The 26228-nt window shown below is 68.7% G+C and carries 15 protein-coding genes; 6 read left to right on the top strand and 9 right to left on the bottom strand.

Going from position 1 to position 26228, the window contains the following annotated elements; genetic code table 11:
* Nucleotides 1-132: 132 nt before the first annotated feature.
* Nucleotides 133-1317, top strand: a complete 1185-nt coding sequence (locus EV192_RS33780) for a low temperature requirement protein A (RefSeq protein ID WP_132122657.1) — start codon at nt 133-135, stop codon at nt 1315-1317.
* Here EV192_RS33780 and EV192_RS33775 read toward each other — a convergent pair.
* Nucleotides 1307-1762, bottom strand: a complete 456-nt coding sequence (locus EV192_RS33775) for a nitroreductase family deazaflavin-dependent oxidoreductase (protein ID WP_132122656.1) — start codon at nt 1760-1762, stop codon at nt 1307-1309. The two genes, EV192_RS33780 and EV192_RS33775, sit on opposite strands and share 11 nt — an antisense overlap.
* Between EV192_RS33775 and EV192_RS33770 the strand changes: the two genes are divergently transcribed.
* Nucleotides 1761-2861: a serine hydrolase domain-containing protein gene (locus tag EV192_RS33770; RefSeq protein WP_132122655.1), complete on the top strand. Its 1101-nt coding sequence runs from the start codon at nt 1761-1763 to the stop codon at nt 2859-2861. The genes EV192_RS33775 and EV192_RS33770 overlap by 2 nt on opposite strands.
* Here the strand turns inward: EV192_RS33770 and EV192_RS57510 are convergent.
* From EV192_RS57510 to EV192_RS33760, 3 genes are all read right to left on the bottom strand, one after another.
* Nucleotides 2851-2928, bottom strand: a complete 78-nt coding sequence (locus EV192_RS57510) for a hypothetical protein (RefSeq protein ID WP_424923413.1) — start codon at nt 2926-2928, stop codon at nt 2851-2853. The two genes, EV192_RS33770 and EV192_RS57510, sit on opposite strands and share 11 nt — an antisense overlap.
* Nucleotides 2929-3089: 161 nt before the next feature.
* A complete protein-coding gene (locus tag EV192_RS33765) occupies nt 3090-3527 on the bottom strand; it encodes a nitroreductase family deazaflavin-dependent oxidoreductase (protein ID WP_132122654.1) in 438 nt (145 codons plus the stop codon).
* Between the two features lie 79 nt (nt 3528-3606).
* The gene (locus EV192_RS33760; RefSeq protein ID WP_132122653.1) at nt 3607-4935 is read right to left on the bottom strand and encodes an NAD(P)/FAD-dependent oxidoreductase; all 1329 of its coding nucleotides are present in this window, start codon (nt 4933-4935) and stop codon (nt 3607-3609) included.
* Nucleotides 4936-5071: 136 nt separating this feature from the next.
* Between EV192_RS33760 and EV192_RS33755 the strand changes: the two genes are divergently transcribed.
* The 3 genes from EV192_RS33755 (at nt 5072) to EV192_RS33745 (ending at nt 9183) form a co-directional block, all read left to right on the top strand.
* Nucleotides 5072-5653, top strand: coding sequence for a TetR/AcrR family transcriptional regulator (locus EV192_RS33755; RefSeq protein ID WP_132122652.1), 582 nt, complete (start codon nt 5072-5074; stop codon nt 5651-5653).
* A gap of 45 nt (nt 5654-5698) precedes the next feature.
* Nucleotides 5699-6505 carry a DUF1345 domain-containing protein gene (locus EV192_RS33750; RefSeq protein WP_132122651.1) on the top strand — a complete coding sequence of 269 codons (807 nt, stop codon included), beginning with the start codon at nt 5699-5701 and terminating at the stop codon, nt 6503-6505.
* 404 nt (nt 6506-6909) lie between these two features.
* Nucleotides 6910-9183 carry a beta-galactosidase gene (locus EV192_RS33745; protein WP_207926352.1) on the top strand — a complete coding sequence of 758 codons (2274 nt, stop codon included), beginning with the start codon at nt 6910-6912 and terminating at the stop codon, nt 9181-9183.
* On the opposite strand, the gene EV192_RS33740 is transcribed toward EV192_RS33745, so the two are convergent.
* The 5 genes from EV192_RS33740 to EV192_RS33720 are packed head-to-tail and all read right to left on the bottom strand — an operon-like array spanning nt 9184 to nt 18618.
* Nucleotides 9184-10431 (bottom strand): Zn-dependent hydrolase, encoded by a 1248-nt coding sequence (locus tag EV192_RS33740; protein ID WP_132122649.1) that lies wholly within the window; start codon nt 10429-10431, stop codon nt 9184-9186.
* A complete protein-coding gene (locus EV192_RS33735) occupies nt 10431-10667 on the bottom strand; it encodes an MbtH family protein (RefSeq protein WP_132122648.1) in 237 nt (78 codons plus the stop codon). Before EV192_RS33735 ends, EV192_RS33740 begins: the two co-directional genes overlap by 1 nt.
* 19 nt (nt 10668-10686) lie before the next feature.
* Nucleotides 10687-12111, bottom strand: coding sequence for a class I adenylate-forming enzyme family protein (locus EV192_RS33730; protein WP_132122647.1), 1425 nt, complete (start codon nt 12109-12111; stop codon nt 10687-10689).
* A gap of 10 nt (nt 12112-12121) precedes the next feature.
* A complete protein-coding gene (locus tag EV192_RS33725) occupies nt 12122-17125 on the bottom strand; it encodes a non-ribosomal peptide synthetase (RefSeq protein ID WP_165960764.1) in 5004 nt (1667 codons plus the stop codon).
* Complete coding sequence (locus EV192_RS33720) at nt 17086-18618, bottom strand: condensation domain-containing protein (protein WP_132122645.1); 1533 nt, start codon at nt 18616-18618, stop codon at nt 17086-17088. The genes EV192_RS33725 and EV192_RS33720 overlap by 40 nt, the downstream gene beginning before the upstream one ends.
* A 347-nt stretch (nt 18619-18965) precedes the next feature.
* On the opposite strand from EV192_RS33720, the gene EV192_RS33715 reads away from it, so the two are divergent.
* Nucleotides 18966-26228 (top strand): amino acid adenylation domain-containing protein, encoded by a 7263-nt coding sequence (locus EV192_RS33715; RefSeq protein WP_165960763.1) that lies wholly within the window; start codon nt 18966-18968, stop codon nt 26226-26228.

Below are 26228 nucleotides of genomic sequence, written 5' to 3'. Positions count from 1 at the left end.
CCAGGGTGCCGCACGCCCGGACACCCCGCTCGCGTGTTCGCCAGTGGCGAACCTGACCGTGGTGGCGGTGGCGCGGCCCAGTGGGTGTGAACGGGTTACCCTTTGGGGCCTAAGTCTGGATTTGGGGGTCAAGTGACTGAGCCGTCTACCCGTGTCCGTCGATGGTCCCGGCCGATGCCGTTGCGGGACCACACCGAGCCGCACCGCGCGAGCACCCCGCTCGAGCTGCTGTTCGACCTGTGTTTCGTGGTGTCCGCCGCGATTCTGGCCGACGAGCTGGCGCACGCGGTGAGCGCGGGGCATGGGCTGGACGGCGCGATCCGGTACTCGCTGCTGTTCGTTCCCGTCTGGTGGACGTGGATGCTGTTCTCGTGGTTCGGCAGCGCGTTCGACAACGACGACGTCACGTACCGGCTGCTGACCCTCGTCCAGATGCTTGGCGCGCTGGGGATCGCGGCGAGCATGCCGTCCGCGTTCCACGGCAACTACGTCCCGTTGACGCTCACGTACGCGGCCGCGCGCATCCCGTTGGTTCTGTTGTGGACGCGCGGTGCCCGGCACCACCCCGCTGAGCGAACGTTCGCCATGCGGTACGCGAAGGGCATCGCCGGGACCACCGTGCTGTGGGTCGCGCTGCTGGCGGTCCCGCTACCGATCCGGTACGTGGGCTTCGTCGTGGTCATCCTGCTGGAGCTGTTCGTTCCGCAATGGGCGGTGAAGGGCGGGAACCGGCAGGCGTTCCACCTCGGCCACATCACCGAACGCTACGGGTTGTTCACCCTGATCGTCCTCGGCGAGTCCATTCTGGCCGCCACCATGGCCATCGAGGGGTCGTTCGAGCACGGCGTCACCCTGCCGTTGCTGCTGATCGGCATCGCCGTGCTGGTGTCCGCCTTCGCGGTGTGGTGGCTGTACTTCGACTTCGTGGACGGACGCGCCCTGATGTCCAGCAACCGGGTCGCGTTCCTGTGGGGCTACGGGCACCTGCTGGTGTTCGCGGCGATCGGGGCGATGGGCGCGGGTGCCCAGGTCGCGGTCAAGGCGTACGAGACCCACGAGTTTGGCCTGGGCGCCCAGCTCGCCATGGGCCTGCCCGCGGCCGTGTGCGTCGCCGCGATGGCGTGGATCAGGTCGTTGTCGATCGGCGCCAGCTTGTTCCTGACGGCGGTCCGGATGGCGTCGGCCGTGCTGATCGTGCTGGGCGCGGTGCTGGCCGGGCCGGGCGGTCCGGCCGCGACCGCCGGGGTCGTCGCCCTGGTGATGGTCGTGCACGCCGCCGCCGAGACGGTCTGGCGGGGCCTGCGCATCACCCCGTGAGGTCGACGCGGACAGTCAGCAGGTCAGTGCCCATCGCGCGGACAGCGGCGCTGTTCAGGCGCGGCAGCGACCTGAGCCGGGCGCGGGCGTCGTCGTCCGGGAGCAGGTGGGCGGTGCCTGAGTGCCACCGGCCGCGGATCCTGACCCGGACCCGCGGGTCGGCCTGGATGTTGCGGACGTACTGGGATTTCGTGCCGAACTCGGACACGATCCAGAACTCCTGGCCGACCCGGCGGCCGCCGACCGGGGTCACCCTGGGCTGGCCGGAGCGCCGGCCGGTGGTCTCCAGCAGGGTCTGGACGGGCACCCGCCGGAGCACGGGGTTGGCGACGTGCCGCTGGAACGTGGTGACGAGCCGGTGCTTGAGGGCGCTGACACTGATGGCAGCGGGGTGACAGCGAGCGCTCAGGTGGTTGGCAGCGGGATCGCCGATCGTCGGGGCCATGATAACGACATTACTCGCCGCGACGCTCGCGGTCGGGATGATCACGCCCAGTCAGAGCCCGGTCCAGCAGGCCATGGCCGAGCTGGTCGCCCTCGGTGTCACCGGGGTGCAGGTGCGGATGCACACCCCGCGCGGCGACTGGACCGGCTCAGCCGGCTCGACCCGACTGGGTGACATGACACCGCCGCCGACCGACGGCCGGTTCCGGGCCGGGAGCGTCACCAAGACCGTGGTGTCCACAGTGGTCCTGCAGCTGGTGGACGACGGCCGGATCGGCCTGGACGCACCCGTCGACCAGTACCTGCCGGAGTTCGCGCTGGACCACCGGATCACCGTCCGGATGCTGCTGCAGCACACCAGCGGTATCTTCAACTACACGGGCGAGCCCGGCTCGCCGGGGATTCCCATGACCGGCCAGCCGTTCCTGGACGCCCGCTGGCACACGTACCGGCCGGCCGACCTGGTCCGGCTGGCGCTCGCCAAGCCCGCGTTGTTCGAGCCGGGCACCAGCTTCTCGTACTCGAACACCGACTACGTCCTGGCCGGCCTGCTGATCGAGAAGGTCACCGGCACCCGGTACGCCACCCAGGTCGAGCAACGGATCCTGCGTCCGTTGGGCATGCGTGCCACGTTCCTGCCCGGCAGCTGGCCGTTCATCCCAGGCCCGCACGCGCACGGCTATTTCCGTTACGAGAAAGGCGTTGTCGACATCACGGCGTTGAACCCGTCGTGGGCGTTCAGCGCCGGTGAGATGATCTCCACCACGCACGATCTGGACACGTTCCTGGCCGCGCTCCTCGGCGGCAGGCTGCTGAGCCCGGCGATGCTCACCGAGATGCGCAAGCCGCACCCGGTGAGCGGGTACGGGCTGGGGCTCAGCCAGTTCGACGCGGGCGCCGCGTGTGGTGGCACCGTTGTCGGCCACAGCGGCAGCATCCACGGCTACTCCACGGCGATGTACGGCACCGCTGACGGCCGGATGCGGTTCGAGATGTCGGTGACGGCCGGCGCTACCGAGATCGACCCGACGAGGTTCGCGATGGCGGAATCCAAGGTCCTGGGCGCCGCGTTCTGTGGCAACGCCACGGTCACGAGCTGAATCGTCGTTGATACGCCGCCAGGTGGCGCGGGTCGGACGTGAGGAACGGCCGGTCCGTGGCCACCATGTGCCGGATCACCAGCATCGGCACCGGGCAGCCGAACCAGGGCGGCCCGCAGCAACGGTGGCTTCGCGAGGTCGAACGGTTGGGCGGCGAGCGCCTGAAACACCGCCTCGGGGTCGTCGCAATGGTCGTGGCGGGCGAACGGAACCGGCCGGCGGTTCGAGTCAGTTCGCCGGTTCGAGCACGAAAACCGGGATCTGCCGGTCGGTCTTCGTCTGATACTCGGCGTAGGCCGGCCAGACCTCGACCGCGCGCTCCCACCAGACGGCCTTCTCGTCGCCGGTCACCTCACGGGCGGTGTAGTCCTTGCGGACCGGGCCGTCCTGGAGTTCGACCAGGGGGTTGGCGACGACGTTGTGGTACCAGACCGGGTGCTTCGGCGCGCCGCCCAGCGAGGCCACGACCGCGTACGTGCCGTCGTGCTCCACCCGCATCAGCGGCGACTTGCGGATCTTGCCGGACTTGTTGCCCTTGGTGGTCAACACGATCACCGGCTTGCCCTCGTGCTCGGTGCCCTCGGTGCCACCCGAGCTCTCGTACTTCTCGACCTGTTGGCTGGCCCAGTCGAAGGGGCTGGGCTCGTACTCCCCGGTCAATGGCATCGTCGCGGTCCTTTCTCGGTGTTCGTCACCTCACGATCGTCAACCGAGGAGCCCCCGTGCGCATTCCGGAGCGGCCCGATCACGCCAGCGCGGCCAGTTTCTCCTGCTGGACCCGCAGCAGCTCGTCGGGGGCGCGGCCGCCGAAGTTCGGCACCAGCCTGCTGGCGACCAGCCAGTCCAGCTGGTCCGGATCCCGCTGCCAGCGCCGCAGCGCCGCGACCGACGCGCGGGTCGTGGTGATCCAGTGGGCGTCGATGCTGGGGTGCGGGATCGGGGCGCACAGCTCGTTCTTGGTCTCGTCGTCGGTGCGGGTCGCCTCGACGTGCGCGATCATCGCGGCGCTCGCGACCTGCTGGCAGACCAGGACCGCCTGCAGCGTGAGGTGGTCGCCGGCGAAGACCGGCACGACCGGGCGCGGCGCCAGGCCGTCGGCCGTGCAGTCGACGTGCACGGTCCCCGGCGTCGTCGGGATCGTGCCGTGGTCCAGGACGATCTCGTCCACGCCGACCTTCCGCACGCGTCCCATCCGCACCACGTCCTTGATCCGCTGGAGCTGCCCCAGCTCCAGCCGGGTGACCGTGGCGCAGCGGTACGCCGTGGGCCGGACGTCCTGGGACAGCCGCATCAGCCCCTCGCACGCCTCCAGACGGTCGAACAGGTCGTGCCGTGACGTCGCATCGACAACGGCCTGGGCGCGGGCGGCCATCATCCGGCCGATCGCGTCGGCGTGCCGCGGGCCCTGCTGGATGTTCGCCCGGTTCAGCAGCCACGCGTCGCGCGGCACGATCCACGTCAGCCGGTCCGGGTCGGCTCCCTGCGCCAGCAGCCACAGGCACGCGTCGATACCGGTCTTGCCGCCGCCGACGACGGTGTAGTGGTCCGCTGGGCTGTCCGTGCGCGCCAACGCGTTCGGTGTGACGCAACGCGCCCCTGGTGCCACCTCGTACGCCGGCGGTCGCATGGCCGGTACGGACACCTTCATGTACGTGGCGTCCACGATCCTGCGCGCGCGGACCTCGAACTTCTCGCCCGTGACCAGCGAGTGGAACCGGCCGGCCCCGCGGTACTCGGACATCGGGAAGTACGCCACGCGGCCGCTCGGCAGGAACCGCTGGCGCATCACCTGATCGAAGTACGCGCACACCTCCGGGCCGGAGGCGAGTTCGTCCAGGCCGGCGTTCCAGCCGACCTCGTCCGCGGTGCCGCTGCCCAGTTCACGGGAGTTCACGCCGTAGAACGCCGACGGCTGGTGCAGCCGCACGTACGGGTAGGCGATCGTCCAATGCCCGCCGGGCTGCTGGTACCGGTCGACGATGGCCACGGTCGCGTCACTTTCGGTCAGCAGTGTGTCGACGAACGCCATACCCATCGCGCCCGCGCCGACAACCAGGTAGTCGACGTCGATCATGGTCGTTCCTCCTTCGAAGTGCCCGAAGATCCGCTCGATCGACGGTCCGGCAAGGAACGCGGCCGCGGCCAGCGCCGTTTACTCTGGGTGTCGTCAGCGCTGGTCATCGCGGTGGGGACAGGGGTGAGTCGTTTACATGCGCAACGCCGGGCAGACCCGTGCAGCGATCCACCGCGCGGCCCGGACCCTGTTCGGGCTGCATGGTTACGCCGCGACCACGGTACGGGCGATCGCGGCCGAGGCGGGGTGCAACCCGTCGCTGATCAGCCGCTACTTCGGTGGGAAGGCGGCGCTGTACGCGTCCGTCCTGACGGAGCGGATGGCCGACTACGACACGCCGACCGGGGACGTGACCACCGGGCAGCGCGCCCGCGAGATCCTGGTGCGTCAACTGGACATGGCCGACGGGCTGACCGAGGCCGAGCGGCGCACCCGGGTCAGGGTGCTCACCCGGTCGGTGGACCCGGGCAAGCCGGGCACCGCGGCCCGCGAGCTGACCCAGGCGGTGATCGCCGAGATCGCCGGGACCGTGACCGGGCCGGACGCCGAGCTGCGCCGGGCCCTGATCGTCGGCCAGCTGCTCGGTGTGGCGCTGCTGCGCGAGATGATGCGCCTGCCGGAACTGGCGAATGTGCCGAAAGAGAAGATTGTCTGGTACTTCGCGCCGGCCCTGCACCAGCTTTTGGCGCCACGTCGGCCGTTTCCCCGCGTCCGCTGACCCAGCTGGGGCAGAATCCCTTGGGGGAGACCGGGAGGGACGCACATGTCCGACGAAATGACCGAAAAGTCCACAGTAGAGCATCACACGCCGTTGGCCGTGGCCCGCTCGGTCCGGGCCGAACTGGCGAGACTCGAGGAGATGCTGTGCCACGGGCACCATCCGGTCGAGGCGGTCGCGACCGGTGTCAAACACGTGCCGGCCTGGCTACGGCAGACCAAGGGCGAACCGCGGTGGGTGGTCAGCCTCGCGGTGCTCGCCGCCGTCGCGTTCCAACTGCTGCTGCCCGACGTGCTCGCCCTGGGCCCCAGCTGGCTGCTGCCGGTGCCCGAGTTGGTCCTGTTCGTCGTTCTGGTGGTGGCGAATCCGGTTCGGATCTCCCGCGAGTCGAAGTTGTTGCGGCTGGCGAGCCTGACGCTCATCGCCGTGATCAGCGTGGCCAACGCGTGGTCCGCGGGCACCCTGGTAGTCGGCCTGACCCAGGGCAGGTTCGGCGAGGACGCCGGCCCGCTGCTGATGACCGGGGCGGCGATCTGGCTCACCAACGTGATCGTCTTCGCCCTCTGGTACTGGGAGTTCGACCGCGGCGGCCCGGTCGCCCGCGCCCTGGCCCGCAAGCCACTGCCGGACTTCCAGTTCGTGCAGATGCAGAGCCCCGAACTCGCCCACCCGGACTGGGAACCGGCGTTCATGGACTACCTGTATCTGTCCTTCACCAACGCGACCGCCTTCAGCCCCACCGACGTCCTGCCACTGTCCCGCTGGGCGAAGGCGACCATGCTGCTGCAGTCCGCGATCTCCCTGGTGACAGTCGCCCTGGTGATCGCCCGCGCGGTCAACGTGTTGAAGTAGCCGTTCACGATTTCCTAACGGACATCAAGAGGGTGGCTCGCTTGGCCGCGCCGGTCATTTACGCCGCGCAACACGCCCGACATCGCCCCGAGTACAGCGGCGGGCAGGTCAGAGCGGAGATGTCGGTCGCGTGGGGCGCGGTGGAAATGGCCGGCTTCGGGCGGCCAAGCCGTCCGAGCGGAGCGAGGACAGACAATAGTGTCGGTGCCCGCCGCTCGCGGCGGGCTGTTCGCTGTGCCTTTCGGTCGTGGGGTGTTGTGTTCGGTTGCGTTGAGTCTTGACGCATGCGCGGGGTGTTCTTACCATCCGAGTGTCACGATGTGCGCGTTCGTGATCGAAAGATTGACCAAAGGTGCACGACTGCTCAACCTGTTCGCCGCCGTAGTCGACTGTTGGGAGTGCCCGTGAACCGCCGCACGCTGCTGCTCGTCAGCCTGTTGAGCCCCCTCGCCGGCACGGCGAACGCCGCCGGGCACACGTTCGGGTTCTCCACCGACGGCGCGAACTTCCTGCTGGACGGCGCCAGGTTCCAGATCCGCAGCGGCGAGATGCATCCCGCGCGTATTCCCGTCCAGTACTGGCGGCACCGCATCCAGATGGCCAAGGCGATGGGTCTCAACACCATCGCGCTCTACCTGATGTGGAACTACCTGGAGGAACGGCCGGGCGTGTTCGACCTCAGCACGGACCGGCGGGACTTCGTGTCGTTCATCAAGCTTTGCCAGGCCGAGGGGATGTGGGTGCTGCTGCGCCCCGGGCCGTACGTCTGCGGCGAGTGGGATCTCGGTGGGTTGCCGCCGTACCTGCTGGCCAACTCGCCGGTCTCGCTGCGGGTCCGCACCAGTGCGGACACCCACTACATGGCGGCGGTGACCAGGTACGTGACCACGATCGCCCCGGTGATCAAGCCGCTCATGGTCGCCAACGGCGGGCCGGTCCTGATGGTGCAGGTCGAGAACGAGTACGGGTCGTACGGCAACGACGGCGTCTACATGGAGGAACTGCGGCAGCTGTGGGTGCAGGCCGGGATCACCGGGCCGTTCTACACGCAGGACGGTCTCGGCCAGGTGACCGGCAACCACACCAACGTCACCGGCGGCGCGATCGGGCTCAGCGGCGGTGACGCCTCGTCGATCGCCAGCTGCCGGCGTTCGTTCCCGGCCGTCCCCGCGATGGCCGGCGAGGTCTACCCCGGCTGGCTCACCCACTGGGGTGACGGCACGTTCGCCGGTCTGGACACCGACATCTCCGGCACGCTGCGCGGCTTCATGACCGGCAACCTGTCGTTCAACCTGTACATGGTCCACGGCGGCACCAGCTTCGGGTACTGGGCGGGCGCGAACGCGGGTGACTCCGGCAGCGGCTACCAGCCGGACATCACCAGCTACGACTACTCGGCCCCGATCACCGAACAGGGCCGGCCGACCGCGAGGTACACGGCGTACCGCGGGATCGTCGAGTCCGCACTGGGCGCCCCGCTCCCGGCCGTCCCCGCGCCCATCCCGACGATCACCCGCACCGGCGTGACCCCGACTGTCTACGCGTCACTGTGGGACAACCTGCCCGCCGCGGTCTCGGCCACCACCCCGCAGCCGATGGAGAACTACGGCCAGAACTCCGGATTCATGCTGTACCGCAAGACACTTTCCGGCTACTCCAGCACAACTCTGAACGTCACGTCCGTGCACGACTACGCCACGGTCTTCCTCGACGGCGCCTACCAGGGCGGCATCTCCCGCCCCGCGGTGTCTTCGGCGTACGCGACGCCGCTGAAGGTCACCACCGGATCCAGCCTGGCACTCGGGTCGGCGGGGTCGAGCCCGACGCTGGACATCCTGGTGGAGGGCATGGGCCGGGTCAACTTCGGCCACGGCCTGGTCGACCGCAAGGGCATCACCCAACAGGTGTCCCTGGCCAACGGCGGCACGCTCACCAACTGGCGGACATATCCCCTGCCGGTCGACGAGGCGTTCGTCGCGGGCCTGCGCCCCACGGTCAGCGACCCCAACCGGCCCGGCCTGTTCTTCCGTGCCACGGTCACGTTGAGCCAGACCGGCGACACGTACCTGGACATGTCCGGCTGGACCAAGGGCGTGGTCTGGGTCAACGGCCACAACCTGGGCCGCTACTGGTCGATCGGCCCACAGCAGCGCCTCTACTGCCCGGCCCCCTGGCTCACCGCCGGCGACAACCAGATCCTGGTGTTCGACCTGCACCAGACCCGACCGAAGCCGATCACGTTCGAAGCGTCCCTGTCCGGCGCGCACAGCGTGGTGAACCGCCGCTCCGGCAAAGCCCTGGACGTCCCCGGCTCCTCCACCACCAACGGCACCCAACTGATCCAGTGGCCCTTCCACGGCAGCGCCAACCAACAATGGACTGTCAGCACCGCCGCGGACGGCACCAGCACACTGTCCAATGTGAACTCCGGCCTACTGGTCGACGTGCAGGGCAACAGCTCCGCCGACGGCACCCCCATCATCCAGTGGCCGGCCAACGGCGGCACGAACCAGCAGTGGCGGCTCGTCCCGACCGACAGCGGTTACGTCAAGCTGGTCAGCGTCAGGACCGGCAAGGTGATCGGTGTCGCCGGCAACTCCACCGCCGACAACGCGGCCATCGTGCAACAGACCGACACCGGCGACACCAGTCAACAGTGGACACTCACCTCGATGTGATCAGTGCCGCAGGACGGTGTGCAGCAGCACTTGTGCACCAGCCACGAGATCTTCGTCGGCGGTGTGCTCCTCGGGCACGTGGCTCACGCCGCCGACGCTCGGCACGAAGATCATCGCGATGGGCGCGACCGCCGCGATGATCTGCGCGTCATGGCCGGCGCCGCTGGGAAGGACGACGGACGGCAGGTCCAGCGCGTCCGCGGCGTCGCCGATCAGCGCCCGAAGCCTGTCGTCGGTGCTCCGCGGGTCGACCCGGGTCGTCACAGTGACGCTGATCGGGACCGTGGTCCGCTCGCTGATCTCCTTGATCTCCCTGCGCACCTCCGCCTCGGCGACCAGGAGTGATTCCGTTGTGGTGTCCCGGATCTCGACGGTCAGCCGGACCCGGCCGGGCACGACGTTCGTGTTGTTGGGTGCCACGCTGATGTGCCCGACCGTGGCGACCCGGCAGAGACACCGCTCGGCCGCGATCCGTTGCACCGCGAGGATCACGTGGGCGGCCGTCGCCAGTCCGTCCCGGCGCATCGACATCGGCGTGGTCCCGGCGTGCCCGGCCGTTCCGTGGATCTCGACGTCGAACACGGTCCGGCCGACGATCCGATCGACGATCCCGATCCGCGCACCCGTCCGCTCCAGGACCGGTCCCTGCTCGATGTGCAGTTCCAGGTAGGACTCGATGGTCCCCGGCGGCCAGGCCGCGCCCTGGATGTCGGCCGGATCGCCGCCCGCCAGCCGCAGGGCGTCACTCAGCGAGTGGTCTTCGACTCCGACAGCTGGGACGGTCGTGTCCGCCAGCCCGCCGGCGATCGCCAGCGAGCCCCAGAACGGCTGCTGGAACAGCGCGCCCTCCTCGTTGGCGAAGGCGACGACCACCGGCTCGCACCGAGTCGGCGGGCCCGACGTGGTGATGGTGGTGAGCACTTCGATGGCCGCCAGTACGCCGTAGCTGCCGTCCAGGCGCCCGCCGTTGACCACCGTGTCGATGTGCGAGCCCATCAGCAGAACAGGGCGGTCGCCGGACCTGGCGCCACCGCGGATGATCAGGTTGCCCGCGGGGTCCACTGTGGAGTGAAGGCGGTCGGCCCGCACGGTGTCGCGGAGGTACTGGATCGCGGCCCGGTCGGCGGCACCGAAGCCGGGCCGGGTGACGCCGCCGAGCCGGTCGGCGCCGATCGCGGCGAGTTCGGCGATCCGGCGCAGCAGCCGGCCGGCGTCAATGCTTGTGGTGGGATCGACGTTCGTGGACATCAGTCCTGGCTGCCTGTCTTCGTCGCCGCGTCCGCGGCCATCCGCCTGCGCAGACTCAACGGCCGCATGTCCGTCCAGACCAACTCGATGTGCGCCAGGCACTCCGCCTTGGTCCCCGCCCGGCCCGCCGCGGTCCACCCCGCCGGGGGCACGCGGTCAGCCGGCCAGATCGAGTACTGCTCCTCCTCGTTGACGACGACCGTGTAGACGCGGTCGTCCTCGCTGTCCTCGGCCACGGACCGACTCCTTCCTGGGTCACCCCTCGTCGAACATGCTGGCGGCGAGCCGTCTGCTTGGCTTGCCGTTGGCCAGTTTCGGCAGCGCCGCCACCGGTCGGATCCGCGCAGGCTGCTTGTGGGCGCTGAGATGCTCCCGGCAGTGCGCCTTCAGCTCGCGGACCGCCGGCGCCGGGTCGCCGAGCACCACCAGCACGGCCACGTCCTGGCCGAACACCGGATCGTCGACGGCGGTGGCGAGACAGTCCAGCACCCCTGGATGGGCGGCGAGCGCCTCCTCGACCTCGACCGGCGAGATCTTGAACCCGCCGCGGTTGATCAGCTCGCTCGATCGGCCGAGCAGCTTGACGTAGCCGTCGGGGGCGATCTCGGCGATGTCCCCGGTCCGGTACCAGCCGTCGGCGTTCAGTGCCCGCGCGGTCAGGTCGGCCCGGCCCAGATACCCCGTGAACAGCGCGTCCCCACGCACTTCGAGCTCGCCGGACGGGCCGGTCCGGACCTGGACCCCGGTGGGCCGGCCCACCGTCCCCAGCCGCCGCCGCCCGTAGTCCGGCGCGTTGGCGGCCGCCTGATGGCTGGTCTCCGTCATGCCGTACGCCTCGGCCACCGGGCAGTCGAACACCATCTCGACCCGGCGCGCCAGGCCGGTCGTCAGCGGAGCCGACGCGGTACGGATGAAACGCAAGGCAGGCAACGGGTTCTGGGCCGCGGCCGCCGACTCGCAGAGGACGGACAGCTGCGGTGGGACCGTGGTCAGCCAGGTGGGCGAACACGTGAAGACACCCGACTCCACCAGGTTCGGTGTGCCGGGGACGACAACGGACGCGCCCGCCGCCACCGACGACAGGAGCTGACCGATGAGCCCGTGACCGTGAGTCCACGGCAGCAGAGCGACACTCTTGTCCGCCGGGCCAAGTCCCGTGGTGCCGAGCACGGCCTGGATCCCGGCGCGGAGATTGCCCGCCGTCAGCCGCACGCCCTTCGGATCCCCGGTACTGCCGGAGGTGAACAGCACGAGGGCGTCATCGGCACCGACTTCGGGCTGGTCGTCCCGAGCGGGTGAACGCACCCACTGCGTGCCGGGTGGGCCGTCGATCAACGTCCCCTCGCGCAGGACCGGCGATCGCAGGACCCGGGAGTCCGGATGCGCGATCACGATGTGCGGTGCTGACACGCGCATGACCCGCTCGAACTCGGTCGGCGTGAGCGCGGGCGGCACAGGCGCGAAGATCGCACCCACGGTCCGGCAGCCGAGGAACGCGGCGAGGAATCCCGGCCCGTTCGGCATCGCCACCACGACGGTCGACCGCGGCCCGGCGCCCACCGCGGCCAGGCCCTTCGCCACCTGGTCCGACTCCCGCGCGAGCTGTGCGTACGTGATCCCGGAACCGTCCGGCAGCAACAGCGCCGGGCGGGTGTCGTGCCTGGTAAGCAGGTCGTCCATGCTCAGGTCCTCACTCCGGGGATCGGCCGGTCAACAGGCGTCGTACCTCCGCGTCGGGCAACCGCGCCACTTTGGCGGCCACCGCGTCCACGACGTACGGGGTGAGCGCGGCGACCGTCTGCCGCTCGAAATAGGTCCGCACGGGGATGTCCACACCGAATCGCCGCCGGATCCGGGCGGCCACCTTCATCAGCATCAGCGAGTGGGCGCCGAGGTCGAACAGGTTGTCCTCGACGCCGAAGTCGTCGCGCCCCAGCACCTGGCCCCACACCTCGGCGACCGCGGCCTCCACCGGCGACCGCGGTGCGACGCGTGCCCCGGGACGGGCCAGCCGGTCCCCGCCGAGGCCCGCCAGCCGGTGTCGATCCACTTTGCCGTGCGGTGTCAGCGGCAGCCGGGGCAGAGCGACGAAGTCCGCGGGCAGCATGTAGCGCGGGAGCCGGTCGGCGAGGAACACCCGGAGTTCGTCGGCGTTCAAGGACGTGTCCGGGGCGGCGACGACATACGCGACGAGGGACGACCCGGCGACGCCGACCACGGCGTCACCTATTCCGGGGTGGCCACGCAGGGCGTTCTCGATCTCGCCAAGCTCGGCCCGGTAACCACGGATCTTCACCTGGGTGTCGGTTCGTCCCCGCAGTTCCAGCAAGCCGTCGGCCCGGCGCCGGGCGACGTCGCCGGTGCGGAACAGGCGCCCCGGCGCGAACGGATCCGGGACGAAGTTCCGCGCCGTCGCGGCCGGCTGACCGAGGTAGCCACGGGCAAGACACCGGCCACCGAGATACAGCTCGCCGAACAGGCCGGCTGGGACCGGCTCCATGTCGCCGTCCAACACCCGTGCGACCACACCGGGCAAAGGACGTCCGATGGGCACCGTCCGGCTGTCGTCCTCGGTGAGGTCAGCCGCGACCGTCGCGACCGTCGCCTCCGTGGGGCCGTACGTGTTCAGCAGGCGGACCGTCGAACCGGCCAGCCGACGCCACACCGCGAGCGCGTGCGGCAACGCGCTCTCGCCACCGATCACCACCAGCCGGACGCTCGCCGGCAGACGTTGTCGTTCGTGTTCCAGCCAGGAGCACAGCTCGTGCCAGTAGGCGGTCGGCAGGTTCAGCACCGTGACCCGGTGGAACGCGACGTCGTCCAGCAGTTGCCGGACCGAGAGCGCCGCGTCCGGGCCGCGCATGATCAGGCACGCCCCACCGCACAACGCGGGATGGATCTCCTCGGCGTGTGTGTCGAACGTCGTCGTCGCGAACTGGTAGACCCTGTCCGCGGGCGTGATGCCGAAGAAGTCGACGGTGCCGGCGACGAACCGGGTGATCGAGTCGTGGTCGACGACGACCGCCTTGGGTCGCCCGGTCGAGCCGGACGTGCTGATCAGATACGCCATGGTGCCCGCCGCCGGGCGGGCCGGCTCGCCGGTCCAGCCGTCGACGGGAACGGTGAGCGTGGCGACACCCGGGACGCGGTCGGCCAGATCGTCCTGCGTCACCACGAGCCGGATGTCCGAGTCCGCGACGATGCCGGCCAAGCGGCTCGCGGGGTCGCCGAGATCCAGTGGGACGTAACCGCCGCCGGCCTTGAGGATGCCCAGCATGCCGGTCACCAGCTGGATCCCGCGCTCCAAGAGGAGACCGACGGGCCGCTCCGGCCCGGTTCCGAGCGCACGAAGGTGACTCGCGAGCATGTCGGCCCGGCTGTCCAGCTCCTGGTAGGTCAGCCGTTCGGAGCCGTGCACGACAGCAGGAGCGTCTGGTGTCCGTGCGACCTGCGCCTCGAACAGCTCGTGCAGGCGGCCCAGCGGAGGCGTGACCGGCTCCGGCCAGGTGGCCTCGGTCGCGAGGGCGATCCGCTCGTCCGGGTCGAGCAGGCGGAGCCGGCTCACCGGCCGTGCCGCGTCGTCCGCCAGGCCGCCCAGCAGGGTCACGTAGTGGCGGGCGAAGGACTCGACCACCGGCCGGTCCAGGAGATCCGCCCGGTAGTGGACCACGCCACGCATCCCGTCCGGCCCCGCGTCGGTCAGCGTCACCGACAGGTCCACAATGGACACAGGTAGGTCGACGGGCACGCGTTCGGCCGGCAGGTCACCGAGCCGGGCGTGCTCGTCCTGGGCGCTCCTCACCTCGAACATGGTCTGGAACAACGGGTTGCGCCGGACGTCCCGCTCCGGTGCCAGGTGCTCGACGAGCTTGTCCAGCGGCAGGTCCTGATGTCCGTAGGCATCGAGGGCCACCCGCCGCGTCCGGGCCAGCAGATCCAGGAAACCGGGATCACCGCTCAAGTCCGCGCGGAACACGAGGGTGTTCACGTAACAGCCGATCAGGTCCTCGTCCGCGGGCCGGTGCCGCCGCGAGACGGGTACGCCGACCGTGATGTCGGACTGGCCGCTGTATCGCGAAAGGACGGTCACGTACGCCGTCAGCAACGTCACGAACAACGTCGTCCCCGCCGTGATCCCGACCACCCGCAGTCGGTCCGTCAGGTCGCTGGGAAGCACGAACCTGTGGCTGGCCCCTGGACCGGCCGGCTCGTGCGGACGCGGCCGTGCCATGGGCAGTTCGAGCGCCAGCAGTCCCGCGAGCTGCCCACGCCAGTAAGCCAACTGCTCGGTCGCTAGGGCTTCCGGCAGCGCTTCCCGTTGCCAGGAGGCATAGTCCGCGTACTGCTCGGTCAGGTCCGGGATCCGGGCGGCGCGGCGACTCCGGCACGCTTCGTACAGTTCGCTGAGCTCACGCCGGAGGATCTGGAACGACTCGGCATCCACCGCGATGTGGTGAACCACGAATACCAGGGCATGGTCGTCGTCCGCGAACTGAACGACACGGGCCCGCATGACCGGGCCGGTGGCGAGACGAAACGGCACGGACGCCTCGTCTGCCGCCAGCCGTACGAGCACGGATTCCCGCTGCCCGAACGGCACGTCACGGCGGTTGACGTGATGCAGGACCGGTTGCGTGTCGTTCGCCGACCACGGCTCCCCGTCGACGACTTCGACCCTCATCCGCAGCACCTCGTGGCGCCGCACAAGCAACGCGAACGCGTCGTCCAGCGCGGAAAGCTCAAGGCTGCCGTGGACGCGTAGGGCGAGCACCATGTTGTACGCCGTACTGTCCGGGTACAGCTCGGAAAGAAACCAGAGCCGTTGCTGTTCGAACGACAGCGGCCTGCGTGTCGCCGGTGCCGGGCGGACAGTCCCCACCGCCGGTTCCTCCGGCGACTCCAGCCGCGCGGCGAGTTCGGCCACCGTCGGAAACTCCAGCACGGTACGCACGGTGACCTTGACACCCAGCCTGGTCCGCAGCCGGCTCGCGACCCGCGCGGCCGACAGCGAATGGCCGCCCAGAACGAAGAAGTTGCTCCGCGAGCCGACCTCGTCGACGCCGAGGATCTCGGCGAACACGGCCGCGACCTGTCGTTCGGCGTCCGATCGCGGCGGCTGCGGCGAACCGTCACCGACCGCGGGCGACTGGATCCTGGCCAGTGCGGACCTGTCCACCTTGCCGTTCCTGGTCCTCGGCAACGAGGCCAGTGCCGAGAACGCGGTGGGCACCAGGTGGCCCGGCAGTGTGCCGGCCAGAAAGTGCCGCAACTGGAGCATGTCCGGCCGGGCACCGGTTCGGGCCGGCACGACGTGCGCGGCCAGGCCGGTCACCACGGCGCCCGTGGTGACCGCGGTCACGGCGGCGTCGGCGACCCCCGGGTACCGACGGATCGCCGCCTCGACCTCGGTGAGCTCGGCGCGCCTGCCGCGGATCTTGACCTGCAGGTCCCGGCGGCCGGTGAACTCCAGGACCCCGTCCGCGCGGATCCGCCCGAGGTCGCCGGTGCGGTAACGACGACGACCCCGCCCGGCCGGATCGGGCAGGAAGGCCGCGGCCGTCTCGGCCGGACGTCGCCAGTACCCGAGCGCCAAGTGCTCACTCCCGATGAAGATCTCCCCCACCGTCCCAGCGGGACAAGGGACACCGTCGTCGTCGAGCACGGTCAACGTTCGCCTGTCGAGCGCGGTGCCGACCGGAACCGAGTCCCCCGCGGGGGAATCGTCCACGGGCATGACGGTCGCGAGGATCGACTCCGACGGACCGTACAGATTGAACAGCCGGACCTGAGGCCACTGACGGCGGCATTCGGACGCCAGCGCGGTGGCCAGCGCCTCGCCCGCGACCAGCAGCAGACGTAGATCGGACCGCCCGCCGGGCCGCCCGGCTTCGACGAGTTCGGCCAGGAAGCTGGGGACTGTCTGGAACACGGTGACGCCGGACTCGTCGAGCCACTCCCGGACGCCCGCCGCGTCGCGGCGATCGTGCGGACCCGGGCAGCAAAGCGTCGCACCCACGGCAAGGGCGCCGAAGATCTCGGCGTATGCCGCGTCGTAGGACTGCGGCGCCCACTGCGCCACGCGGTCACCTGGCTCGATCCCGATTCTGTTCGTCCAGGCGGTCAGGAACTGTGCCAACGCGGGCCGTGGCATGACGATCCCCTTGGGCCGCCCGGTCGAGCCCGACGTGTACGCGATGTAAGCCGGCTGCGACGAGGGCGTCGGCACCCTGGTGTCCTGGCTGGGACGTGCTTCGTCGCACGCGTCGAACGACAGCGCGATCGCCCCGGCGGATCGGCACCACTCCAGGACCGTGTTCCGCACCTCCGCCGACGTCTCGTGGAGGACCAGCGCGGGCGAGATGTCGTCGAGTTGCTCCACCAGACGGGCGGCGGGCGAGTCCTCGTCCAGGACCACGAACGTCCCGCCGGCCCGGAGGATCGCCAGCATCGCGACCACTCCCCGGATCGCCGACCGGGTCAGTACGGCGACCGGCGCCGGCCGCCACGACGGCGACCGGCCCAAAGCCTGGGCCAGACGCCAGGACCATTGCTCAAGTTCCTGGTACGTGTACTGGAGTTCGCCGTCGGTCACCGCCGTCCGGTGCGGGAAACCCGCCGCCTGGGCCAGGAACAACCCCTCCGGGCTCGGCCCGTTCAGAGGCCGTTCAGCAGACTGTGGACGGCCGTCCGCCATGCGGCGATCATCTCCCGGACGGTCGCCTGGTCCAACAGATCCGTCGCGTACTCGGCGCATCCCTCGTAACCTCCCGACGCCGGCGTCAGCATCATCGCCAGGTCGAACCTGGCTCTCCCGGTGGGCACGAACGACCCGGCCACGCTCGCCCCGGCCAGCCGCAGCCGGGTCAACGCCGGCGGTTCGAAACCGAACGACACCTGGAAGACGGGCGCGTGCTCGACCGTCCGGTTCGGACGCAGGTGCTCGACGATCGTCTCCAGGGCGATCTCCTGGTCGGCGTGGGCCGCGAGCATGGCCTGGAGAACCGCGTCCAGCACATCCGCGCCGCTCGACCCGACGGGCACGCGGACACGCACCGGAAGCATGTTCACCAGGCAACCGACCACCCGCTCGCTGCCCGGCCGCAGCCGGTTCGCGAACGGCACCCCGATGACCAGGTCACCGGTGCCGGTGTAGCTGTGCAGCATCTGCGCGAACCCGGTGAGCAGCAAGGGAAACACGGTGTGGCCGCGCTGCCTCGCGGCCAGCCGGAGCCGCGCGGTGAGATCGTCGTCCACCTCGAACGTCTCGGCCCGGCCGCGACCGTCCCGGATGCCCGGTCGTCGCCGGGCGGTGGCGAAATCGAGCCGCTCCGGCGCACCGGCCAACGAACGCAACCAGTGATCCAGCCGTTCCCCCGCCACCGGCGTGTCCGTCCACTCCCGCCATTCCCTTGCCACGTCGGCGATCCCCCGGCGCACCGGCGACAGGTCCGGCGAACGACCGGAGTAACACTCACCCAGTTCCGCCAGCAGGACCTCCAGGCCCCACGCGTCCAGCAGAATCTGGTGGTAGTTCAGCAGAATGACATGGTCGGCCGGGCCGCGACGGATCACCGACACCGACCACGGCGGGGCCGCCGAGAGGTCGTAACGACTGGTGGCACCGGCGCTGACGAGCTCACGCACGCGCTCCTCGCCGGCCCACATCCGCACCGGGACATCCGCCTGTCCGACGACGCCGGTCACCGTGGAGTCCTTCTCGTGGAAGGTCATCCGCAACACGTCATGCCGCCGCGCCAGCGTCTCGAAGGCCGACCGGAGCGCGTCGAAGTCGAAGCGGCCGGTCACGTCGAAGCGGACCACGACGTTTCCGGCGACCTGATCGCCCGCCAGCTCGTGCAGCAGCCACATCCGTTCCTGGGAGTACGTCAGTGGTACGGCCGACGAACGACGTGCGGCGACCGGCTCGGGACTGGTGGCGGTGCCGCCGTTCGCGCCGAGGTAGGCGAACAGCTTGGCGACAGTGGGAAACCGGAAGACCAGGTCGCCGGGAAGGTCCGGGCCGTGCTGGGCGCGCACCGCGGTGGTGATGCGGATGGCGGTCAGCGAGTCGGCCCCCAGCTCGAACAGATCGTCCGACGGGTGAATGCCGTCCAGGTCCAGATGTTCCGAACAGATACGCAGAAGTGAAGCCTCCAACGGACCAGCCGCCGGTGTGGTGTCAGCCATCGCCAATCCCAGTCCTCACATCGAACATGGGGAATCACGCAAGATCCAGAACCGACGTCCCCCTTGGTACCAATGACCGTGATCGAAAGCGTTTCGCTTGATCGAACATCAATTGGCAGATTCTTGCCCTCGGTATGCAATCTACTGTAGGGTGATCGGAGCGTCAACCCCTCACCTGGGGAGGGTTCGACCGTCGCAAGTAGACGCCAACCGCAGTTCACCGGAGCGTCCTCGCACAGCCATTGAAGAACCCGTCTGAAGAACACTGTCGACAAGGCACAAGATCGACCCGAGCATTGCGTGCCGGCGGAACACCTCATGCCGCCGAGTACCTAGGAGGTGTACGGGTGGCCGACATCGTTCCCGATCTTTCCGAACCCCGGCGCGCACTTCTGGATCAGATCCTCGCGTCCGGAGTCGACGCGCCGGCCGCCATCGGCAAACGGCCGGATCATGTGCGCGTTCCGCTGACCGAGGCGCAGCGCAGGATCTGGTTCCACACCGAACTCCATCCGGAAAGTCCGGAATACAACATTCCGCTGGGCGTGCGGATAACAGGCCCGTTCAACCGTAGCGCGTTCTCCGCCGCACTGAACGAGATCTGCGACCACCACGAAATACTTCGGGCGCGGATCATGTCGGTTGCCGGCGAACCCGTTCAAGTGTTCGCCGAGAAGTCGGAAATCGACATGGACTTCCACGATCTCGCCCACCTGCCACGCGCGGCGGTGGAGCGCCGGACGGCCGAGCTGGCCGACCGGATCGCGGCGAAACCGTTCCGGCTCGACCGTGATCCGCTGCTCCGCGCGGCCGTGATCCGGGTGGCGCCGGACGATCACGTGCTGCTGACGGTCGTCCAGCACATCCTGCTCGACGGCTGGTCGGCCGCGTTGTTCGTCCGTGACCTGTGCGCCTGCTACAACACCGTTGTGGCAGGCCGGCGCCCAGTTCTCGACGACCTGCCCGTGCAGTACGGCGACTACGCGGTCTGGGCGACCGAGGAGCAAGAGCCCGCTGATCGGGAACTGGAGTACTGGCGCGGGCAACTGCGTGGCGTACAGCCGCTGGAACTGCCCACGGACACACCACGCCCGGCGCGGCGGTCGGGCCGCGGCGGCAAGGTCCGGTTCGAGATCCCGGCGCCCTTGCCGCACGCGCTCCGTGAGCTCTGCCGACGGTACGACGCGACCCCTTTCATGGCGTTTCTGGCAGCGTTTCAAGCATTGCTCTCGCGGTACACCGGGCAGCAGGACATCGCCGTCGGCACACTGGTGTCCAGCCGGAACCGGCCCGAACTGGAGAATGTGCTCGGGCTGTTCATGAACACTGTCGTGCTGCGTGGCGACGTCTCCGGTGATCCGCGGTTCGCGGAGTTCCTCGGCCGGACGCGGGAGGTGACGCTGGCGGCGCTGGCGCATCAAGATCTGCCGTTCGACCGTGTGGTGGAGGATCTGCAACCGGAGCGCGATCTCGGCCGGACACCCCTCTTCCAGGCATTTTTCGAGCTGTACCAGGATGTCGCACAGACCTGGGAGCTGGCCGGTGTGGTCGCGTCCGCGTATCCGGTGAGCAACAGTACGGAGAAGTTCGATCTCACTATTTCGCTGACCGACGAGCGCGATCGCGTGTCCGGCCAGTTCAGCTACAACACTGACGTGTTCGAAATTCGAACGGTTGAACGCCTTGTCGAACACTTTCTGAATCTGCTACGCGCGATCATCACTGATCCCGAAGTACGGATCAGCGAGATCGACCTGCTGGGAGACGTGCAGCGGCAACAGATCATCTCGGCCGGCCATGGTCCCGTCGCCGAATACCCGCGGGATCGTTGTTTCCATGAGTTGTTCGAAGATCAGGTCAATCGCACACCCGACGCGACAGCGGTCGTCTTCGGTGAACAGGTAGTCACCTATCAGGAACTGAACGCCCGAGCCAACCAACTCGCCCACGAACTGCGATCATGGGGAGTCGGACCCGAGACCGTCGTCGGCATCTGCGTCGAACACCGCCCCGAAATGCTCATCGGCCTCTTGGCCATCCTCAAAGCAGGCGGCGCCTACCTACCCCTCGACCCCGACCACCCCGCCGAACGCCAAGCGTTCATGCTCCACGACACCCGAACCACGATCATCCTCACCCAACACAACCTCGTCGAACGACTACCCCGGACAACAGCCCGACTGTTCCGCCTGGACCAGGACTGGCCCACGATCATCACCCGGCCCACCAGCAATCCGTCACCGCTGGCAAGTCCGGACAACCTCGTCTACATCATCTACACCTCAGGCTCCACCGGACGCCCCAAAGGCGTCATGGTCGACCACCACGGCCTCAACAACTATCTCACCTGGGCCACCACCGGCTACGGCCTGACAGGTGAACAAGGCGCCGCCATGCTCGGCTCCATCGCCTTCGACCTCAGCATCCCCAACCTCTTCCTCCCCCTCCTCGGCGGGCGAGACGTCACCTTCCTCCCCCACGACAAAACCCTCCAACACCTCGCACACCTCCTCCAACAACCCCACGACTTCAGCCTCCTCAAAATCACCCCCTCCCACCTCGACGCACTACGCGCCCTGCTGCCCACCGGGACCCGGCTGGACTCAGTGCGAACCTACGTCGTGGGTGCCGACGAGGTGAAAGCCGAAACCGTTGTGGCGTGGCGAAACATCGCCCCCAATGCCCGCATCATCGACGAGTACGGTCCTACCGAGACAGTTGTCGGCTGCTCTGTCTACCTCGTACCGGAGGACCAGGACACCAGTCGTCCGGTCTCGATCGGCAAACCGATTGCCAACACCCAGATGTACGTCCTGGACCAACACCTGCAACCGGTCCCGATCGGGGTGATCGGCGAACTCTACATCGGCGGCGACGGCGTCACCCGCGGCTACCTCAACCGCCCCCACCACACCGCCGAAAAGTTCCTCCCCAACCCCTACCCAACACACCCCGGAGAACGCCTCTACCGCACCGGCGACCTCGCCCGACTCCACCCAGACGGCAACCTCGAATTCCTCGGCCGTATCGACAACCAAGTCAAGATCCGCGGCCACCGCATCGAACTCGGCGAAATCGAAGCCCACCTCCTCACCCACCCCCACATCACCGAAACCATCGTCACCGTCCACGAACACAACGGCGACAAACAACTGGCCGCGTACCTGGTGCCCACCAACTCACCGCCCACCGTCGACGAAGTACGCCAGCACCTCACCCGCACCCTGCCCTCGTACATGATCCCCACCAGCTACACCTACCTCGCCACCCTCCCTCTCAGCCCAGGCGGCAAAGTCGACCGACGACTGCTCCCCGCACCCACCGGGCAAAGCCACGAATCCCAACACACCTACCAGCCACCGCGCACCCCCACCGAGGTCCGGCTCTGCGACATCATCACCCGCACCCTCCACATCGACCACATCGGCATCCACGACAACTTCTTCGACCTCGGCGGCCACTCGCTGACCGCCATCAAAGCGGTCGGCCGGATCCGCGAGGAGCTCGACGTCGAACTGGACGTGCGAGACCTCTTCGAATCCCCGACGGTGGCCGGGATCGCGGGCCTGATGCGGCGTACGCCGAGTTCGTATCCGTCGATCACGCGCCGGCCCCCGCACAGCCGTCCGCTCGCGTCCCATGCGCAGACCAGGCTCTGGCTCCAGGACCAACAGTCCAAAGTGTCCGACTACCACGTACCGGTGGTGCTGCGGCTGCGCGGCCCGATCGACCGGTACGCACTCGGCCAGGCCCTGACGGCCCTCGTCGACCGGCACGAGGTACTGCGGACGTCGTTCACTTTCGCCGACGGCGAAGTGCTCCAAGTGATCGCGCCACCCGGCCGGGGGTTCCCGCTCGACGTCCACGACCGGACCGAGCGGCCGGCGGAGGAGTTGGTGGCGCGAACCATCGACGCGCCTGTCGACCTGGCCACCGATCCGCCCCTCAGGTGCTCCCTGATCCGCCTCGCCGAGCACGACCACCTGTTGCCGATCGTCTTTCACCACATCGCGGTCGACGACGTGTCGACGGACATCTTCGTGCGGGAACTCGTCGAGCTGTACCGGGCGTTCAGCCAGGAAGCGGAGGCCGCCCTCGCGCCACTGCCCGTCCAGTACGCGGACTACGGTCTGTGGCAACGAAACTGGTTGCAGGGCGAGCGAAGCGCGTCGCTTCTCGAGTACTGGCGGGAGCAGCTGCGTGGCGTGCCGCCGTTGGAGTTGCCCACTGACACCCCGCGCCCGGCGCGCAGATCGGGACGCGGCGGCATTCACCGGTTCGTGATTCCGGCGGAGCTCGCCGACGCGTTGAAACACCTCGGCCGACACGTCGGTGCCACTCCCTTCGTCGTCGTGCAGGCCGCTTTCGTAGCCCTGTTGTCGCGCTACAGCGGGCAAGATGACATCGCGGTGGGCACGCCGGTGTCCGAGCGGAACAGGCCCGAGGTGGACGGTGTGATCGGCCCGTTCTTCAACGTCCTGGTACTGCGCGGGAACCTGTCCGGTGACCCGCGGTTCGCGGAGTTCCTCGGCCGGACGCGGGAGGTGACGCTGGCGGCGCTGGCGCACCAGGATCTGCCGTTCGAACGCCTGGTGGAGGATCTGCAACCGGACCGCGACCCCAGCCGGACCCCGCTCTTCCAGGTTCTCTTCCAGTACGACGTGACGCCGGACGACACCTGGCGGCGGCTGGTACCCGACCTCAGTGTCGAACGCGTGCCACGCGACGCGGTGAAGGCGAAGTACGACCTGTCACTGATCATCACCGACCACGGTGACGGCCCACTCGGCGCGGAAATCGAGTACAGCGCTGATCTGTTCACCGCGGCGACAGTCGGGCGTCTGGCCGGGCACTTCCTGAATCTGGTCGGCGCGGTCGTGCGGGATCCCGAGGTGCGGATCAGCGAAGTCGAACTCCTGGGAGACGTGGAGCGGCGGGAGATCCTGACCGTTGGGCGGGGACCGGTGACCACGTACCCGCGGGATCGTTGTTTCCACGAGTTGTTCGAAGACCAGGTCAACCGCACACCCAACGCCACCGCGGTGGTCTTCGGCGAACAACGACTCACCTACCGGGAACTGAACACCCGAGCCAACCAACTCGCCCACGAACTGCGATCATGGGGAGTCGGACCCGAGACCGTCGTCGGCATCTGCGTCGAACACCGCCCCGAAATGCTCATCGGCCTCCTCGCCATCCTCAAAGCAGGCGGCGCCTACCTACCGTTGGACCCTGACCACCCCGCCGAACGCCAAGCGTTCATGCTCCACGACACCCGAACCGCCATCATCCTCACCCAGCGAGATCTCCTGGCCCGGCTGCCCGAAACAACAGCTCGGCTGTTCTTCCTGGACGAGGACTGGCCCACCGAACAACCCACCAGCAATCCGTCACCGCTGGCCGGTCCGGACAACCTCGTCTACATCATCTACACCTCAGGCTCCACCGGACGCCCCAAAGGCGTCATGGTCGACCACCACGGCCTCAACAACTACCTCACCTGGGCCACCACCGGCTACGGCCTCACCGGCGAACAAGGCGCCGCCATGCTCGGCTCCATCGCCTTCGACCTCAGCATCCCCAACCTCTTCCTCCCCCTCCTCGGCGGCCGAGACGTCACCTTCCTCCCCCACGACAAAACCCTCCAACACCTCGCCAACCTCCTCCAACAACCCCACGACTTCAGCCTCCTCAAAATCACCCCCTCCCACCTCGACGCACTACGAGCCCTCCTACCAGAGCACACGCGGCTGGATTCCGTACGGACCTACGTCGTCGGCGCGGATGAAGTCAAGGCAGAAACCGTGCTCGCGTGGCGAAACATAGCGCCGAACGCGCGCATCATCGACGAATACGGTCCTACCGAGACAGTCGTCGGCTGCTCGACTTACCTGATCCCCGAAGACCAGGACACCAACCGACCCGTCTCGATCGGCAAACCCATCGCCAACACCCAAATGTACGTCCTCGACCAACACCTACAACCCGTACCCACTGGGGTGATCGGCGAACTCTACATCGGCGGCGACGGCGTCACCCGCGGCTACCTCAACCGCCCCCACCACACCGCCGAAAAATTCCTCCCCGACCCACACTCACACCAACCAGGCGCACGCCTCTACCGCACCGGCGACCTCACCCGACTCCACCCCAACGGCAACCTCGAATTCCTCGGCCGCACCGACCACCAAGTCAAAATCCGCGGCCACCGCATCGAACTCGGCGAAATCGAAGCCCACCTCCTCACCCACCCCCACATCACCGAAACCATCGTCACCGTCCACCACCACAACGACGACAAGCAGTTGGCCGCCTACCTCGTTCCCGACCACGAACCACCCACCACCACCGAACTACGCCAACACCTCGCCCAAACCCTGCCCCCGTACATGATCCCCACCAGCTACACCCACCTCACCACCCTCCCCCTCAGCCCCGGCGGCAAAGTCGACCGACGGCTCCTGCCCGCACCCACCACCCAACGCACCGAACCACACACCTACCAGCCACCACGCACCCCCACCGAAGCCCAACTCTGCGAGATCATCACCCGCACCCTCCACATCGACCACATCGGCATCCACGACAACTTCTTTGACCTCGGCGGCCACTCGCTGGCGACGATCCAGGCGGCCAGGTTCGCGGCGGACGCCGGGCTGCACATCGAACCGGCCGACATCTACGAACGGCCGACCGTCGTGGCCCTTGCCATCGCGTTGGCGGACAGGCAACGGGACGGCGGTGCCACCGGGCCCGCCGACCGGCCCGGACAGTTCACGTCGCTGGTGCGTCTCAAGCCGGACGGGTCCCGGCGGCCCCTGTTCTGTGTGCATCCCAGTGGCGGCAGCGTCGCGTGGTATCTCGGCCTGTGCCAGGCGACCGACGCCGACCAGCCGGTTCTCGCGTTCCAGCCGGCCGGGATGGCGCGCGGCCACCGGCCGCACGACAGCATCGAGGACATGGCCGCCCACTACGTCTCGGAGATGCGTACCTGGCAGCCCGACGGGCCGTACGCGCTGCTCGGCTGGTCCTTCGGGGGTGTCATCGCCTACGAGATGGCGCGCCAACTCGGTGTCGCGGGCGAAGTGGTCGACCCGTTGCTGCTCGTCGAGCCGTCGCTGCCCGGCGATCAGGCGCAGATGGCGAAGGATCACCGACACATCGCGTTGCTGCGCCGGGGGGCGGCGTTGATGAGCCTGGTTCTCGGCGGTGGTGTGGACCGGGCCGGCGCTCGGGCCGACCTGGACCGCTGGCTCGACGAGATGGGCTGGGCCAAGTCCAGCGTGAGCCCGGAGACCGTGCCCGCGTTGCACGCTGCCGCGGCGATGCTCGTCGGGTACCGGAACTACGAGGCAAGGCCGTACCCGGGCTCGATCCAGCTCATCGCCAGCGACGAATGCCTTGACAGTTCCGAACAACGGCCGTCCCAGATCTCCGGCACGTCCTTCCCGGACTATCTGGCGCAGTGGCAGGCGCTCGCGGACGGACCCGTCACCGTCCATCGGTCGGCGAGGGAGCACGCCACCATGTTCGTCGGCCAGAACGTCAAGGACGTCGGCGACCTGTGCGGCCGGCTCATCCAGGCCGCCGACAAACGACTGACCGCGTGA

Origin of the sequence: Actinocrispum wychmicini, assembly GCF_004345645.1 — a bacterium.
GTDB lineage: Bacteria > Actinomycetota > Actinomycetes > Mycobacteriales > Pseudonocardiaceae > Kibdelosporangium > Kibdelosporangium wychmicini.
Note: the sequence above shows the minus strand (reverse complement) of the source record. Positions and strands in the feature narration are given on the sequence as shown.